19 protein-coding genes are annotated in these 15,912 nt (G+C 26.5%); 3 read left to right on the top strand and 16 right to left on the bottom strand.

Annotation, left to right across the window (positions count from 1 at the left end; all coding sequences use genetic code 11):
• Window positions 1-59 precede the first annotated feature (59 nt).
• The 16 genes from Q1X91_RS03070 to Q1X91_RS02995 form a co-directional block, all read right to left on the bottom strand.
• A complete protein-coding gene (locus Q1X91_RS03070) occupies window positions 60-1,289 on the bottom strand; it encodes a sugar MFS transporter (protein WP_300753312.1) in 1,230 nt (409 codons plus the stop codon).
• A gap of 36 nt (window positions 1,290-1,325) precedes the next feature.
• A complete protein-coding gene (lepB, locus tag Q1X91_RS03065) occupies window positions 1,326-2,057 on the bottom strand; it encodes a signal peptidase I (protein WP_300753310.1) in 732 nt (243 codons plus the stop codon).
• Between the two features lie 24 nt (window positions 2,058-2,081).
• Window positions 2,082-2,405: an Asp-tRNA(Asn)/Glu-tRNA(Gln) amidotransferase subunit GatC gene (gene gatC, locus Q1X91_RS03060; RefSeq protein ID WP_300753309.1), complete on the bottom strand. Its 324-nt coding sequence runs from the start codon at window positions 2,403-2,405 to the stop codon at window positions 2,082-2,084.
• Window positions 2,406-2,521: 116 nt separating this feature from the next.
• A complete protein-coding gene (locus tag Q1X91_RS03055; RefSeq protein ID WP_300753307.1) occupies window positions 2,522-3,148 on the bottom strand; it encodes an SIS domain-containing protein in 627 nt (208 codons plus the stop codon).
• 40 nt (window positions 3,149-3,188) lie between these two features.
• A complete protein-coding gene (locus Q1X91_RS03050) occupies window positions 3,189-3,857 on the bottom strand; it encodes an ankyrin repeat domain-containing protein (RefSeq protein WP_300753306.1) in 669 nt (222 codons plus the stop codon).
• Window positions 3,858-3,978: 121 nt separating this feature from the next.
• The gene (gene fabG, locus Q1X91_RS03045) at window positions 3,979-4,707 is read right to left on the bottom strand and encodes a 3-oxoacyl-ACP reductase FabG (RefSeq protein WP_300753305.1); all 729 of its coding nucleotides are present in this window, start codon (window positions 4,705-4,707) and stop codon (window positions 3,979-3,981) included.
• A 37-nt stretch (window positions 4,708-4,744) separates the two neighbouring features.
• Window positions 4,745-5,236, bottom strand: a complete 492-nt coding sequence (locus Q1X91_RS03040; protein ID WP_300753304.1) for a 3-hydroxyacyl-ACP dehydratase — start codon at window positions 5,234-5,236, stop codon at window positions 4,745-4,747.
• Window positions 5,237-5,259: 23 nt separating this feature from the next.
• A complete protein-coding gene (locus Q1X91_RS03035) occupies window positions 5,260-6,432 on the bottom strand; it encodes a beta-ketoacyl synthase N-terminal-like domain-containing protein (protein WP_300753303.1) in 1,173 nt (390 codons plus the stop codon).
• An 82-nt stretch (window positions 6,433-6,514) separates the two neighbouring features.
• A complete protein-coding gene (locus tag Q1X91_RS03030) occupies window positions 6,515-8,794 on the bottom strand; it encodes an MMPL family transporter (RefSeq protein ID WP_300753301.1) in 2,280 nt (759 codons plus the stop codon).
• Entirely contained in the window at window positions 8,781-9,359 is a 579-nt protein-coding gene (locus Q1X91_RS03025) for an outer membrane lipoprotein carrier protein LolA (protein ID WP_300753299.1), read from the bottom strand. Before Q1X91_RS03025 ends, Q1X91_RS03030 begins: the two co-directional genes overlap by 14 nt.
• Window positions 9,360-9,440: 81 nt before the next feature.
• Window positions 9,441-9,881 (bottom strand): thioesterase family protein, encoded by a 441-nt coding sequence (locus Q1X91_RS03020; RefSeq protein WP_300753297.1) that lies wholly within the window; start codon window positions 9,879-9,881, stop codon window positions 9,441-9,443.
• Between the two features lie 3 nt (window positions 9,882-9,884).
• Window positions 9,885-10,847 (bottom strand): glycosyl transferase family 2, encoded by a 963-nt coding sequence (locus Q1X91_RS03015; protein ID WP_300753295.1) that lies wholly within the window; start codon window positions 10,845-10,847, stop codon window positions 9,885-9,887.
• Between the two features lie 11 nt (window positions 10,848-10,858).
• A complete protein-coding gene (locus Q1X91_RS03010; protein ID WP_300753293.1) occupies window positions 10,859-11,203 on the bottom strand; it encodes a 3-hydroxyacyl-ACP dehydratase in 345 nt (114 codons plus the stop codon).
• A gap of 1 nt (window position 11,204) precedes the next feature.
• Window positions 11,205-12,551 carry an AMP-binding protein gene (locus tag Q1X91_RS03005; protein ID WP_300753291.1) on the bottom strand — a complete coding sequence of 449 codons (1,347 nt, stop codon included), beginning with the start codon at window positions 12,549-12,551 and terminating at the stop codon, window positions 11,205-11,207.
• A 22-nt stretch (window positions 12,552-12,573) separates the two neighbouring features.
• The gene (locus Q1X91_RS03000) at window positions 12,574-12,834 is read right to left on the bottom strand and encodes a phosphopantetheine-binding protein (RefSeq protein ID WP_300753289.1); all 261 of its coding nucleotides are present in this window, start codon (window positions 12,832-12,834) and stop codon (window positions 12,574-12,576) included.
• Between the two features lie 50 nt (window positions 12,835-12,884).
• Window positions 12,885-13,589, bottom strand: coding sequence for a beta-ketoacyl synthase chain length factor (locus tag Q1X91_RS02995; protein ID WP_300753287.1), 705 nt, complete (start codon window positions 13,587-13,589; stop codon window positions 12,885-12,887).
• Between the two features lie 393 nt (window positions 13,590-13,982).
• Between Q1X91_RS02995 and Q1X91_RS02990 the strand changes: the two genes are divergently transcribed.
• The 3 genes from Q1X91_RS02990 to Q1X91_RS02980 all read left to right on the top strand — a co-directional run bounded on the left by Q1X91_RS02990 (window position 13,983) and on the right by Q1X91_RS02980 (window position 15,820).
• Window positions 13,983-14,372, top strand: coding sequence for a MerR family transcriptional regulator (locus Q1X91_RS02990; protein ID WP_300753286.1), 390 nt, complete (start codon window positions 13,983-13,985; stop codon window positions 14,370-14,372).
• An 11-nt stretch (window positions 14,373-14,383) separates the two neighbouring features.
• A complete protein-coding gene (locus Q1X91_RS02985; RefSeq protein ID WP_300753284.1) occupies window positions 14,384-14,845 on the top strand; it encodes a cyclophilin-like fold protein in 462 nt (153 codons plus the stop codon).
• A gap of 129 nt (window positions 14,846-14,974) precedes the next feature.
• Complete coding sequence (locus tag Q1X91_RS02980; RefSeq protein ID WP_300753282.1) at window positions 14,975-15,820, top strand: aldo/keto reductase; 846 nt, start codon at window positions 14,975-14,977, stop codon at window positions 15,818-15,820.
• Window positions 15,821-15,912 lie beyond the last annotated feature (92 nt).

The raw sequence follows: 15,912 nt of genomic DNA, 5'->3' as shown, positions 1-15,912 counted from the left end.
ATACGCCCGTTATTAATATTTAATAAAAAATTATAATAAATAACTGTATCAATTTACTTTTACGAATTTGTTTTACTATTTTTGAAAAATAGTAAAACTATAAACATCATAACAGGGAAAAATACAGCAAATAAAATTCCTATTTTTAATGATGATTCAATTATATTATTATTAAAATTATTATAAATATTATTTGAAACAATACCAACTATAAAAGGACCTAAAGAACAGCCTGCATCACCTGCCAAAGCAAGCAATGCAAACATAGCAGTACCTCCTTTGTTGTATATTTTTGAAGCAAGACTAAATACAGAAGGCCACATGATAGCAACAGATAAACCAGATACAGCACATCCTATTAATGATAAAAAAGCATACGGACTAAATACTGTTATTAAATACCCAATTACACAGAAAAAAGACGATATAAGGAGTGACTTTTTTATATCTATTTTTTCAGAGTTCATTCCGTAAATTAGTCTCACTATGCCCATACAAAATGCAAACATACAAGCACCGAATATATCCCCTATTGTTTTATCTACATTAAGACCAGCCTCTGCAAATAATGATACCCACTGAGCTATAGATTGTTCACTTGCCCCTGCACATATCATCAAAATAGAAAACACTAAAACTATTTTTACAGACAATAATTTTCTTATAGAAACTACGTTATTAGCATTCATATTATCTTCATGAGTTTTTAATACATTAAGAGGAACATTTGCAAATAAAAATATATTTATAAAAGGAACTAAAGCCCAAAGCATAGACATATATCCCCAATTTTCAATTCCAAATATATTAAAATACAAAGTTGATAGCATCACTACCAACATAGAACCCCAAGAATAAAATGAATGAAGTATATTCATAGCTTTAGTTTTTTGTTTTTCTGGAAGTGCCTCTACTATAGGACTTACCAAAACCTCTATAAGACCTCCGCTTACAGCATTAATAAAAAAGCATATTAACATAGCTAAATAAGGATCTATATAAAAAGGGAGCACTCCAAGCAAAAATAATCCCAAAGCAGAAAATATATGTGCTGATACTATTGGAACTCTGTATCCTATTTTATCTATAAATTTAATTGATAAAAAATCTACAATCATCTGCACAGCAAAATTAAAAGATGAAAGAAAACCTATCTGCGTTAATGATATATTAAAATTTTTCTGAAACATTATAAAAACAAGCGGCGGAAATATATTAATAATTGCCTGAGTTATATATCCTATGTAGCAGGAATATAATGTTAATTTATGATTATCTTTAAGTTTCATAATAAAACTCTTGTATAATTAGATAATAAATAAAAATTATTTGGAAATAACCTTTCCGTCTATATTAGAAAAATGCACATTACCAAAATCTCTGCTGTCATATCCATAATCCCTATTGTCCGATATTACAAAATACTCATTATACCCTATAATATGAGGTCCGAAATTATCTCTGGCAGATATTTCTTTATTTAATATTCTGCTGTCAGAATCGATATTAGCCCAAGGTTCATTAAGCATTTCTCCATTAATATAAACTGTTTTATTTTTTATCTCTATAGTTTCATTAGGAAGCCCTACTATTCTTTTTATTAAATATCTTGTTTTTGATATATTAACATTTCCGAAAGTTACAAAATATACAAAATATGACGCAAATCTCTTAAAAAAAAATTCTCTCTTTGTTCTGGGGTCTATCATAAATACAATATCCCCTCTTTTAGGTCTTGAAAAAATTATTGTTTTACCTGTAAGTGACGAAACAAAAGGTCTTAATGAAACAGCATATCTCAATTTTGAAGTTATAACTATATCATTAGGCTCTATAGTATTCATCATAGTTGAGCTTTTCATTCTGTCAAATCTGATAAATAAAGTAAGAATGCCAAATAAAACAAAAGCTATAATAAACCCCAATACAAGCCTAGCAGCAGCTCTATAAAGCAGACTATTACTTCTATAATAGATAAATATAAAAGGCTTTAATATAGCTTTAAGAGCATTACGCTTTTCTTTTTTTAATTCTTCTCTATCGTAAGAATAATTCATCTATAATTGATGACCTCTAATATTTTATGATTTTTTAGCCTGATGCTCGCTGTTTTCTAAAGCTGCAGGTACTGCTGGAACTACAATATAACCATATTCTCCGCTGCGGCATAGACTCATTATAACTTCATTATCTAAAGTTTTACCAGCTACATCCTCTCTCAAATATTCAGGCAAATCTATAACATGATATAAAGGGTCTATACCATCAACATTAACTTCAAATAATTCTTCTATAAACTTTAAATCTTTGTTTAATCTATCTAATACTTCATCTTTTTGATTTTCTTCTATTCTTAATCTGGTTTGATATAAAAGTGCTTCTAATTCTTCTCTATCTGTAGTCATTATTATATCCTTAAAAATTATAATTAGTTATTTTGAATATAATATATTATAATCAATAATTTTTCAATAGCTTAGCTTTTTATATTTAATAATAATTTTTTGAATTAAAAAACTAATTATCTATTTTCTTTGAAAAAATGTTCTTCAACTCTTATACAAATCTCATGATATATCGCCTCATGATATTCCTGTGATATATGAGTTTCTTTAGCAGGAGCTTTAATTGCAATATCAGCCATTAAAGCTAATTTTCCTCCATTTTCATTTGTAAAAGATACAACCTTTATACCCATAGCCTTAGCAAGTTTAGCAGCATAAATAATATTTTTAGCATTACCAGAAGTGCTTATAGCAAAGAAAATATCCCCTTTATCACCAAAACCTAATAACTGCTGAGCAAATACCAAATAAGGCTCTTTATCATTAAGATAAGCACTTGAAAGTCCCAAATGTGATGTTAAAGCTACTGCTCTTAACGGAGATTCCAAATTATCAGCAATATATTCTCCATCTTCAATTTTTAGAAGTTCTTTTCTTATCTCTTCTTTTATAGGACGCTTTTTTAAAAAACTTTTTAAAAGCTCACCCGCTATATGCTCACTGTCGCAGGCACTTCCGCCATTTCCAGCTATTAATACTTTATTGCCTCTTTCATAAGCATTTATAGTTTCATTTATAGCATTCTCTATATCTTTTTTGATACCTTCCAATTTAGGAAGTCTCTCTATTAAATCTTCTATCATTTATTATTTTACCTCAAAAATTAAAATATAAAAATAATTATTATTCCAAAGCACCATATTCATTTAAAAAAGCTATTAATGAATCTGCTTTTTTATAATTTTCTTTAACATAAGTAAGAGCTGTTCTTCCATTTTTATCTCTGGCATTAACATCTATTCCATTATCGCATAATATCTTAGCAACAGGAAGCATATTCTCGCTTTTATCTGCCGACATAAAAACCATTATTAAAGCATTATCGCCGTCATTGTTTACAGCATTTATATTAACTTTATAATCAACCAAAGTCTGAACTATATCAGAATAAAGTTTATATGATGCAGTATGCAAAGCGGTTTCTCCGTATGTATTAGCCGCATTAACATCGGCACCAGCTTTCAAAAGTATTTTTACTATATCAGTATATCCTCCAGTAGATGCCATTATTAAAGCAGTATATCCTACCTTATCAGCGATATTAACATCAGCATTTGAATTAATTAAAAGCCTCGCAATAGCACTATGTCCATGATGAGCTGCCAGCATTAAGCCTGTAACTCCATCTTCTGAAACAGTATTTACATTAACTTTTTTATTGATAAGAGAAACTACTCTGTCGTATTTACCCTCTTCGCATGATTTAAGAAAACTAGTTTCATTATCAGTTAATGTATAAGCTGCATTAAAAATCAGAATAAATATAAAAAATACAAAAAATAATTTTTTCATAAACAATCCATTATATATAAATCATATAATATAAAATAAGATTAAAACTGTATTTGTAAAATATTTTTTATAAATATATAAATTATACAGAAAAAAACAATTATTTAAATATAAAAATTAACTAAAACATTCCGCCGTCAACACTAATAACCTGTTTAGTTATGTAATTAGCTTCTTCAGATAGCAAAAAGTTTACAGCATTGGCAACATCATCAGGTTTTCCTATTCTTTTTAATGCTATCATATTTTTGGCATGCTCTATTATTTCTTCATTAATCATCTCGCTTTCTATTATACCGGGAGCAATACAGTTTACAGTAATATTTCTTTTTCCCAATTCTATAGCCAAAGACTTAACAGCACCTATAAGCCCAGCCTTAGAAGCAGCATAATTAACCTGCCCCCTATTGCCTATTATACCAGAAACAGAACTTATAGCTATAATACGACCTCCCTTTTTTAACCTTATCATAGGCATAATTATAGGATTAACTATATTATAAAAACTTTTTAAATTAACATCTATAACTTTATCCCATTCATCTGAAGTCATAGCAGGAAAAGCATTATCCATAGTTATTCCAGATGAAAGTACTGCCCCATAATATGCTGCATTATCTTCTATATCTTTTAGTAAAATATTTTTAGCTTCTTCTCTGTTTGTAACATCTATTTTTAAAAATCTTATATTAACATCATAGTCTCTTGAATAAGTTTTTATATCATCTATAAAAGAATCATTTTTATTATAGCACATAACAGTATCATAACCGCTTGATATAATCTTTTTTGATATTGCAAGCCCTATGCTTCCAGATGCACCTGTTACTAAAATAGATTTATTTTTCATAATTGTATCCATTCTTTATTAAAATAAAAAACTAAAATCAAAAATCTTGTGCAGAACTCTCCATTACCATTATAGAACAGTCCATAACTTTTTTTGTACTATCACTATTAATTATATTCTTATATTCTTCTATACTTTTTATATCATCATTACAAATAATTACATTACTGTCATAATAGGCAATACTTCCGTCTTTTAAAGTCTCTTTTACAAATATATAAACTTTATTTCCTGCTTTAACTTTATCAATATAGCAATCAGCTTTTTTAATATTTAAAAGAAAACCTATTCTTTTATCATCAGTACTATTTTCCAAAGCACCGTTATAGGCTGCAGCAGTCTGTGCCGCATATTCAGTAAAAATATAAGAATCAATACCTTCATTTTCCGAATTATCATAAAAAACATTGTCTTTTTTTATTTGAGAAAAAGTAAGTATTTCATTATCATCAAAATTAATATCAACAATACCGTCTATCAAAAGCATTCTGCCTTTATGCGGTATATTTAATTTATATTTATTTCCCATAGCAATAACAAATCAATAATAAATTATTTTCCAACTATCAAACAAGTATTGCTTCCGCCAAAACCGAACGATACACTCATACAATTTTCAAGTCTTTCAGATACAACCTTGCCAGTAACTAATTTTATTTTTTCAAGCGTATCATCATACACTCCGTCATATAAATGCGGTGGAAGTATTTTTTCTTTATTCATAGATGAAAGAGTAATAAAACAAACCCCAAGCTCCATAGCACCAGCTGCCCCTATAGTGTGACCGAATGACGTTTTACTAGAACTGCACCATATATCAGAAGCATTTACTCTGTTTAGTGTAGTACTCTCCATTTTATCATTTATCAAAGTACCTGTGCCATGAAGATTAATATAATCTATATTATCAATATTCATAGATGCATATTTTAAAGCGTCATCGATACATTTGCTTGTAGTGCTTCCGTCTATATCAGGGCTTGTCATGTGATGAGAGTCAGAATTACTGTTGTAGCCTTTAAGGTATACAGCATCTTTAGAATCAATAAAATTCTCTCTTGCCAAAACTGTAAAAGCAGCACCCTCTCCCAAATTTATTCCGCTTCTGTTTTTTGAAAAAGAATTTGTTTTGTTATATGAAACAACTTCAAGAGAATCAAAACCATAAACAACAGTATCAGTTACAACATCAGCACCGCCAACTATAGCAGCGTCTATTATGTTGCTTCTTATAAGCTCGTCAGCAGCTATTAAAGCATTAGCACTTGATGTACATGCAGTAGATATAGTAAAAGAAGGTCCTGAAACATCAAAATACTTTTGTAAAAAATTACAGCATATATTAAGGCTCTGCATAACTAATATTCTTCTCTCATCAGAAACAGAACCTTTTAGTATATAATCTTTAGTTTCATCGCTTCCGTTTTCGCATGTACCCACTATAACAGATATTCTATTTTTTTTATATCTTTTTTTTGCTTCATCTATAATAGGCTTTAATTGATTTACAGCATGCAAAGCCATTTTGTTTATTTTATTATTATAAGGATCTTCAAGCTTAAAATTAAAAAAGTCATTATCTATTTTACCAAGAAAAAATTTTTTATTATAATCATTATTCTCTTTTAAGCCGTATTCTCCTTTTATGAAATACTTATTATAAAGCTCTTCTTTATCTCTAGCCAAACAATTAATAATGCCGAAATCAAGTAATATATTGCTCATGTTATCACCTCAAACGTCAAGTATATAATTCTATAAAAAAAATGTCAAATAGTTCATATATACATAAAATATACTATTTATATTAAACTTTATCTATTAATCTATTAAATTTAAATAATACAGGAGAAATTATGAATGATGATAAAACTCCTATAAACAAAAATAAACCAAAAGATTTAACAGGTATAAAACTGCTGAATGCCAAAGTACCAAATGATAATACCGTTGTCATCATAGATAAAAATACCGCCAAAAATGTAATCTCCTTATCAGCAGCACTATTTGAGAAAAATATTGCATAGTCTATAGATATCCCTATAGAAAGTATCAAGGCAAATATAGAAAATATATTTATATTAATACCAAATATAGAGTGTATAGATAAATTTATCAAAACAGACATTAATTGAACTAGTATTATAACCACAGCCTGTTTATTATTAAAAAATATAGACATGGCTATGAATATTAAAATATATGCTATCAAAGCCATTTTTACTGCTGTTTTTGCCGTGCTGTCTAATGCATCATTAATCTCTTCATTAAGATTAAACACTTTTACATTATTATTTGTAATTTTTATAGTATTGTTAGTATCATAATCACTTGTAGCTATAATAAAATATTTATTATTATTGGTAGTAATAATTTTTTTAAGTTCAGAAAAACTGTCTGATTCTATTATACTATTTATATCAAGAACATCATTTTTTATACTTTCAAACTCTGCTTTTATTGTATTATACGAACTTTCATCTAAATTAAGCTCTCTTATCTGTTCTCTTAAAAGAGGCATTAATTTCTCTTCTGTAAGTTTTATATTTTCTATCTGCTTTTTTTCAGAATATAATATTCTCGATATAGCATTATAATTATTAGTAAAATAATTTTCTATACTCTCTTCAGCCTCAAGTGCCTTTGAAAGAGTTTCTCCGCTTGATATTATAATATTTTTTGCAAGTGATGTATTCAATCTCTTATAAACTTCACTCTCACTTTCAAGAAGAAAATCCGGAGTATCATAAAGCTGATTTGCAGAAAAATTAACCTTTATTCTAGGTATAAATATTATAGAAAGTATAATAACTATTACAAAAATAACAGAAACAGTTTTTATATTTATTATTTTTACATATTCACTTAATATATTTCTGCTGCCTGATAATACAGACTGTTTGATATTTCTTTTATCATTTTTAAATATAATTGGATACATTATATTTACAGTAAGAAAAGAACTTATAAGCCCGAATATAGAAAATAATGCTATCTGTTTTAATAATGTAAGAGAAGTTAAGAAAAGTGATAAATAACTTATTATGGTTGTTAAAAAACCTAAAATCATACTTGGAAATATTTTTTTTAATACTTCTTTTTTATCTTTTTCATTGTACCACTCTGTGATAAAATGTATTGAATGATCTATTGATATGCCTATCAAACTAGTTCCGAATACAAAAGTAAATATATGAATAGAATTAAAAAACACCGATGAATACAAAAATGCTGCAGCACCTGCTATAAATATAGTACACATTGAAATAATATACGGCTTTAGTGATTTGAATATAAATATAAACATTATACATATAACTGCAAAAGAAACTATAGATATAATTGTAATTTCTTTTTTAGCACTTTTCTGACTATAATATGTATGAATAGGAACACCTGATATATATGTTTTTACATTATCACTTACTGACAAATCATTTAAAAAAACTGTAAGATTATTAAAAAAACTTTCACTATCTATCTTTTTGGGCATATCTATATTGATGAGTATATTATATTTATTATTATAATTTACAAACTGAATGCCGTCCCTTGACTGAATATTATTTTCAGAAACTAAAATTTCATTTATTTTTGAATTAACTACAAAAAAAGGATCATCTTCAATATTATCAACTATAGGAATAAAAAAAGGAGAATAAAAGTTAAGAATAGAATTTTCAGCAACAATATAAGCCTCATCATTTAAAAGATAATCTCTTATCTCTTTTGGAAGAAGCTGATATTTATATTTTATCATTATATTTAAAATATCATCATAATCTCTTGAATATAGATTAACTAAAACATTGCTGTCTAAGTTATTTATATATTCTTCTAATTTTAATGCACTATTTTTAGCAGTATCAAAATTATCGCTTTCTATAAATATTTTAATACTGCTTGAGTTTTTTAAAAAGAAATCTTCCAAAGGCTTTTGAAAATCTTTGTCTTCTAAAAATTTAGGCGTTATGGACAAAAAATTCGTATCTATCTTTGCCGTTTTATCATATCTTGCTATAAATAAAATTAAAACAGATAGATGAAAAAATATCCATAAAGCTATTAGAAGTTTATTCTTCTTCAAAATATTTTATCTCCTCAGAAGTTAAAGTATTTGATTTGGATAAAACTTTCATAATATACTCTGTGGTGCTGTTATTTGAAGAATACATTTTTATCTTTTCTATATATCCTTCTTTTGCAAAACTCACCTCTATTTTTTCTATTATCTTTTTTAACTCTTCAGTTTTAGGAGTATAAACTATATTATTGTTTTCTTTACTTTGATTAAATGATTCTAATATAGTTTTTTCATCATATGTAAAAATTGACTTTATAATATTAGCTATTTCAGAAAACATAGCATTGCTTGAATCAGCCATAACTTTCTTTTTTCCGTTAGGAAGTATCTGCACAACATTTTTCTCTCCCATAACAGTTATTGATTCTTTAGGCAATTTTGTAATCCAGCATATACCGTATCCGCTTGCAACTATAAAATCTCCAGATGATTCAAAACTTCTTCCTTTCTGGCTAACTATCTGAGTATAAGTACCTTTTAATAGTTTGGCATTTTTATATTCATCTTTTACTTGTCCAAATAATAGAGAAGAAAGAGCTAATATCATTAATAAACAAAATTTTTTCATTTATTATTCCCCAATTATTATTAGTATATATTATAATACAAAAAAAACAATAATTTGTAAAAAAATTTTATATAAATAGCATCAAAGTTTATTAAGTTTTTCTATTCTTTCAACAAAATCTTTAGGACTATTTAAAAAACCTTTTCTAGTTTCAGAATCTATAGGCATCTGCAATGTACTTGACTTTGATATAATTTTATCATTTTCATCATAAAAAGTATATTCTGTCTTCATACCATTTAAATATTCTGTAATTTCAGTATGTATTCTAACCTTTTGATTTAATTTTATAGAATTAATATATTTTATTTCAAGTTTTACTATAGGCCACATAACACCTTTAGCTGTCATAATATCATAATCATAATCTATAATGGAAAGCATAGCCTCCCTAGCCTGCTCCATAAACTTTATATAATTCCCATGCCAAACTACACCCATAGGATCCAAATCATAAAAAGAAGGCTTTATATAATAATCATTTTCTAAATAAACTTTTTTATTATCAGTACGTTTTTTCATAAATTAATTCCCCTTATACCAAAAATCATGAAAATTATACCATTGATAAGGATATTCTATAGCTTTTTTTTCAATAATAGAAGCAAATTCTTTAGTTAAATCTAAAATAGTTTCATTTTTTTTCTTTCTGTTTTTTAATTCTGTATTATCAAGTTTTATTTTGGAAGAATATATATAAAAGTTATATTTTTTTGAAAGTATTTTATCATTTTCTCTCAAGGCAAAGAAATAGTAAACAGGATATTTAAGTAAAATAGGTATAAGAAAAGCACCGCATGGAAAAGGAGCTTCATCACCTAAAAACTCTATATAATTTACTCTGTCAGTTTTATTGGATGTTCTATCTCCTGCTATAGCAACTATCTCTCCGTTATCAAGTTTGTTCTCAATACTTAAAATAGTTTCAGGTCCTATATTGGAAGCATCAATAAAATCTATAAAAGAATTATTTTTACCCTCTCCCATTAATAGATTGACATTTTTATTAACACGCGAATCTATTATTATATTTATCTTATAATTTTTTATAGGGTTTCCTTCGTTTATAACTGCTAGTGCCTTTAAAAGCTCAACATTTCCAATATGAGAAAATAATATTATCATTCCCTTTTTACTGTTAAGCAAATCAATAACTTTTTTATATTCATCTTCAGTCTTTACTATAAGGTCTTTTATAGGTATATCCCCATTCCAAGCTGCTATTTTTTCAGCTACAGAAACAACAAATGAAAGTAAATGCTTATAAGAACAAATAAAGTTAGATTTTACTTTTTTATTATACTTAGACATTCTTTTAAGGTATTCTCTTGAAGCTTTCATTCTGCTTTTAGAATAAAAGAAATAAACTATACTTATTGGAATAAGATATATTATAACAAAAGTTCTTCCAAGAAGTTTATAAACAAAAGCTGAAAATATAGCTTTCCATCTTGTGCCTATCTCTTTTTCTTCGCTCCAATGACTCATAAGATGAACCTTTATTTTAAATAAATCTTACCGTCAGAATATTTTTTATCTTCATCATACATCTTAAAAGAAAGAGTATTATTTAAATAATAACATTCTAATGTAATAATAGTATTTGGAAAAATCATATTAACAAATTTTAATTTCATAAGTTTATTAACAGAAAAATCTCTGCTGAAAATACTTCTATATATATCAAGAGCGATTTTAACCTGAGCTATAGCAGGTAAAAGTTTAAAGTTTTCAAAATGCCCGTCAAAATAAGGCATTCTTTCATCTATAAAAATTTTTACTCTAAACATATCAGAAGTTTTTTCTTCTATCTTATAATCTTTATAATCAATATAATTATCCAAATTAATTTCCTTGCATTATGGTATCAAGTGCTTTTCTGTCTATCTTTCCTATTTCAGTTCTTGGAATACTATCCACAAAATATATCTTTTTAGGAAGTACAACTGTTTCAAAATATCCTTTTAAATAATCTATGACATATCTCTTCATATCTTCTAAATTTCTATTGCTATTATTAAGCACTATAAAAGAAGCTATATATTCCCTTTTATCCGACCTGCAGTATATTGTGTAGCTGTCTTTAAAATGCTTATCCATAAGTATTTGTCTGTCTATCTGCTGCACACTGATTCTTTTTCCTTCAACTTTTACTATAGAATCTTCTCTTCCAATAAGCTCAAACTCATTTTCATTTTTCATATTAACTACATCGCCGACATGTATCCAAACATTATCTCCAGTGTATCCAGAACAGCATTCTATACTTCCATGCTCATCAACTTTGAGACTTACTACACTAAGTCTTGTCCATAAATCATTTTCGCTTCTTCTTCTATAAGCCATAGCCCCCGCCTCAGTACTGCCGTAAATCTCTGTAACATCAACACCAAATACATATTTAGCAAGTTCATTAACTTCTTTGTCTAATAATCCTGTAGATGAAAATAAATGCCAATCCGCTCTTATTTTTAATGAAGATCTATCTATTCTCTTTAAAAATGCAGGCGTTGTAACTATAGTAATTTTTTTATATTCATGAAAATTATTAACTGTTTCTAAATAATTTATTCTATTATCTAAAAATCTAAGTTCAAGCATATAAGGGACTAATACTGCAAAAACAAAACCATAACTATGATAATGAGGCACTGTATACAAAAATACAGAATCTTTCATATCATCAGCAAATTGATTAACTATTTTTGAAGCCTCTGCCTCAAATTGCTTAAGAGTTTTTTCTATAAGTTTAGGGTATCCAGTAGAGCCTGAAGTATAAAAATTGATATTAATATTTTCATCTATAACAGTTTCTTTAAGTACATCAAACCATTTATCATTACATACACTTTCAAATACTTTATCCAAATTTATATCTGATTTATCATTGTCTGATATATAAACCATAGAACTGCTTATTATACTTTCTACATATTTAGGACTATTATTATTTAATACATTCACCCTTTTTTTGAGTATAAATCCGGATACAGTTATTACAATAAATCTGTATGCATCTTCAATAAAGATTGTAATGGTATCTTCATCATATTTAGAAATATACTCTAAAGCTCTAACTATATCACAAATAAAGTCTTTATATTTTATAGAACTTGTATTTTCCTTATGCAAAAGAAAAATATCTTCTGAATCTTTTAATGAATAAAAATTTGTATTGCTTAATTTTCTCATAATGTTTTTATGTTTCTTAATTTTATTTATTATCTGAATTTTCTCTTATATATTTTGCCAATGCTGCAACAGAATAAAAATGTTTTTTATTATTCTCTTCTATATCAGAAAAACTTATATTAAACTTTTTTCTAATAGCAACACCTATTTCTAAGGCATCTATAGAATCAAGCCCCAATTCATCACCAAATAAAGGAGCATCTGTATCTATATCATCTATTGTCATACCTTCCAAATTTGCCGCCTCTATCACTATTTGCTTTATTTGTTCTTCAATTGTCATGTTATAATTCTCCTTAATAATAATTTTACATAAATCTAATAATAATTAAGTTATTTTTTTGTTAATTCGATTTTTCCCAATTTCAAATTGGCATTATCTGTTGATATAAATTTAATAAAATCAATAATAGAGTTTTCATCTTTTTTAATATCACTGTCAATTATATTCATATTTATATCAGCATCTTCCTTTGAAATAATGCATGAAAAGGCAAAAGAATAATTAATATCTTTTGATATAGCTTCATAGCTTTCAGGCAGTTTTTCATCAGCTATTATTATAAGTGCTTTAGTATGTTCAGAATTATTTAAAAAAGAAATAGCCTGTATAAGTGCTGTATCTACAAAATTATCATAGCAGGTAACAGCAACTGCTCTTTCATGATTTTTATAAAATATAGTAAGCTGTGCTGCTGCCGTATTAAAAACAGAAAAACTAAAAAGTGCAGGAGAAACCTCATGCTCTGTAACTATCTTTTTAGATATATTATACTGCTGTTTTATCTCGCCATATTTAGATACAAAGAATATAGGCATTTGATCATTTTCTTTAAGTATATTTTTTACAGATTCAAATGATAATTTAGTTATCTGACTAAGCCTTCGTTTCTGAGCTCTTGGTATAAAATCCAAATCGGGATTAGCCTCATCATAAGTAATTTTTATATCATTATTTATATTATCCAATATAAATTTTTTATCTATATTAGGAGCAAAAAAGTCCCAATCTAAAACTTTAAAACATAAATCTGACATAAATTTCCTAAATAAAAATTGTAATTCTACTTTTACAAATTATACTAAATTATACTATAAAGTCAACTATTAAATACTTGTTTCATAATAAATTAAATAATTTAAAACATTATTCAATCATTTAAAGCATATTTTAAAACATCTTATTAAATATATAACTTACAAATAAAATCAAATATAAAGCATTATAATAACTTATAAAACAAAGTGTATATAAAAATATTAAGCTTCATTATTCAATACTTTTTTGTTATAAATAATTATAATACATAAGTATTTGATATATTTTACTAATAATTTAGACTAATATCATCATTTTTCAATAAATAAATATTGACATTGGAGTAAACTCTAATGCTATAATGTATAAAAATTAAGGAGGTAATTAAGATTATGACAATAGCAGAAGTAAGCAAAAAAACAGAATTATCCGCTGATACTTTGAGGTATTATGAAAGAATAGGAATAATACCAGAAGTAGAAAGAAGCGAAAGCGGAATAAGAAATTATACTGATTACGACTTGGGCTGGATAGAGTTTTCAAAATGTATGAGAAACTCTGGTATGTCCATAGAATCAATAATAGAGTATATAAAACTCTACAATAAAGGTGATGCTACATTAGAAGCTAGAAAACAGCTTTTAGTAAGTCAGAGAGATGCAATGCAGGAAAAATTAAATGAACTTCAGGCAACTTTAGATAAACTAAATAGAAAAATAGAAAATTACGGGCATCAAATGTCAGTACATGAAAAAGATATGCTTAAAACTAAAAATGATTAAGGATAAATATAATGAAAATAAAAAAATATTTTTTAAGTTTATTAATTTTTTCTATTATGTCATCTATTGCCTGCAATTCAGTTTATGGAGATAATACAACTATGGAAAATTTAAATGTTTTAAATACTTCAGTTAATGTAAAAATAAAAGATAAAGAATACAAATTAAAATTATATGATAATCAAACAGCAAAAGATTTTTTAGCTATTCTTCCTTTGACTATTGATATGAATGATTTAAACAGAAATGAAAAATATTATAACTTGAGTAAAAATCTTACAACTAAAACTGAAGATATAGGCAGTATAAAAACAGGTGATTTTTTACTATATGGCAATAACTGCATAGTATTGTTCTATGAAAGTTTTAGAACTTCATATAGTTATACAAGACTTGGATATATAGAAAACACAGAGGGTTTAAAAGAATCACTTGGAAGAGGAAGCGTTGAAATAACTTTTAGTGCAAATTAAAAAAATTATAAAAATAACTATTGACATTGGAGTGCACTCTAATGCTATAATTTGAAAATAATTGATAAATAAGGTTGAATGTAAATTTTATTATAAGTGAGTTTATTTACAGCAATAACAGGAGCAAACATGAAAACTGTAAAATTAAATAACGGACTTGAAATGCCTATATTAGGATTCGGTGTTTTTCAGGTACCAGATTATGAAGAATGTAAAAAATCAGTATTAAATGCCATCGAAGCAGGGTACAGATTGATAGATACTGCATCAGCATATTTTAATGAAAAAGCTGTGGGCGATGCTATAAAAGAAAGCAGTATTAACAGAAAAGAATTATTCATAACTACTAAATTATGGATAACAGATGCAGGATATGATAATGCCAAAAAAGCTTTTGAAGTATCTATGGAAAAACTAGGTTTAGATTATTTGGATTTATATTTGATACATCAGCCTTTCGGGGATTATTATGGTTCTTGGAGGGCTATGGAAGATTTATATAGTGAAGGAAAAATTAAAGCTATAGGAGTTTGTAATTTTTATCCAGATAGATTATTAGATTTAGTTATGCATAATAAAATAACTCCTATGATTAATCAAATAGAAACTCACCCATTTTTTCAAAGAGAAGAAGATAATAAACTTATGAAAGAATACGGCATTCAAATAGAATCTTGGGCACCTTTTGCAGAAGGAAGAAATAATATGTTTACAAATGAAACCCTCACAAAAATAGCAAAAAAATATAATAAAACTGCTGCTCAAGTTATATTAAATTGGCTCATAAAAAGAAATGTTGTTGTAATACCTAAAAGTGTTCATAAGGAAAGAATTATAGAAAACTTTAATGTATTTGATTTTGAATTAGATGATAGTGATATGAATGAAATATTAAAGCTCGATACAAAAAATAGCTTATTTTTATCGCATACGGATATTGAAACTGTAAAATATTTATGCAATTATAAAATTTGATAGTTTGTAACTTAATTATAAATTTCTTCCATAGAATAATAAATATTGTAATGCACTATAGGTGTATAGTTTATAAATTAATAAAAAGGATA

This window comes from uncultured Brachyspira sp. (assembly GCF_949287625.1).
GTDB lineage: Bacteria > Spirochaetota > Brachyspiria > Brachyspirales > Brachyspiraceae > Brachyspira.
This window is presented reverse-complemented; position numbering and strand designations above follow the sequence as displayed.

What these genes read in the sequence shown, in the direction of transcription:
- Q1X91_RS03040 (WP_300753304.1), bottom strand. Translation starts at nt 5,236, where the DNA reads ATGGGAAATAAATATAAATTAAATATACCGCATAAAGGCAGAATGCTT.
- lepB (WP_300753310.1), bottom strand. Translation starts at nt 2,057, where the DNA reads ATGAATTATTCTTACGATAGAGAAGAATTAAAAAAAGAAAAGCGTAAT.
- Q1X91_RS03000 (WP_300753289.1), bottom strand. Translation starts at nt 12,834, where the DNA reads ATGACAATTGAAGAACAAATAAAGCAAATAGTGATAGAGGCGGCAAAT.
- gatC (WP_300753309.1), bottom strand. Translation starts at nt 2,405, where the DNA reads ATGACTACAGATAGAGAAGAATTAGAAGCACTTTTATATCAAACCAGA.
- Q1X91_RS03070 (WP_300753312.1), bottom strand. Translation starts at nt 1,289, where the DNA reads ATGAAACTTAAAGATAATCATAAATTAACATTATATTCCTGCTACATA.
- Q1X91_RS03035 (WP_300753303.1), bottom strand. Translation starts at nt 6,432, where the DNA reads ATGAGCAATATATTACTTGATTTCGGCATTATTAATTGTTTGGCTAGA.
- Q1X91_RS03055 (WP_300753307.1), bottom strand. Translation starts at nt 3,148, where the DNA reads ATGATAGAAGATTTAATAGAGAGACTTCCTAAATTGGAAGGTATCAAA.
- Q1X91_RS03005 (WP_300753291.1), bottom strand. Translation starts at nt 12,551, where the DNA reads ATGAGAAAATTAAGCAATACAAATTTTTATTCATTAAAAGATTCAGAA.
- Q1X91_RS03025 (WP_300753299.1), bottom strand. Translation starts at nt 9,359, where the DNA reads ATGAAAAAATTTTGTTTATTAATGATATTAGCTCTTTCTTCTCTATTA.
- fabG (WP_300753305.1), bottom strand. Translation starts at nt 4,707, where the DNA reads ATGAAAAATAAATCTATTTTAGTAACAGGTGCATCTGGAAGCATAGGG.
- Q1X91_RS02985 (WP_300753284.1), top strand. Translation starts at nt 14,384, where the DNA reads ATGAAAATAAAAAAATATTTTTTAAGTTTATTAATTTTTTCTATTATG.
- Q1X91_RS02980 (WP_300753282.1), top strand. Translation starts at nt 14,975, where the DNA reads ATGAAAACTGTAAAATTAAATAACGGACTTGAAATGCCTATATTAGGA.
- Q1X91_RS03020 (WP_300753297.1), bottom strand. Translation starts at nt 9,881, where the DNA reads ATGAAAAAACGTACTGATAATAAAAAAGTTTATTTAGAAAATGATTAT.
- Q1X91_RS03050 (WP_300753306.1), bottom strand. Translation starts at nt 3,857, where the DNA reads ATGAAAAAATTATTTTTTGTATTTTTTATATTTATTCTGATTTTTAAT.
- Q1X91_RS03015 (WP_300753295.1), bottom strand. Translation starts at nt 10,847, where the DNA reads ATGAGTCATTGGAGCGAAGAAAAAGAGATAGGCACAAGATGGAAAGCT.
- Q1X91_RS02995 (WP_300753287.1), bottom strand. Translation starts at nt 13,589, where the DNA reads ATGTCAGATTTATGTTTTAAAGTTTTAGATTGGGACTTTTTTGCTCCT.
- Q1X91_RS02990 (WP_300753286.1), top strand. Translation starts at nt 13,983, where the DNA reads ATGACAATAGCAGAAGTAAGCAAAAAAACAGAATTATCCGCTGATACT.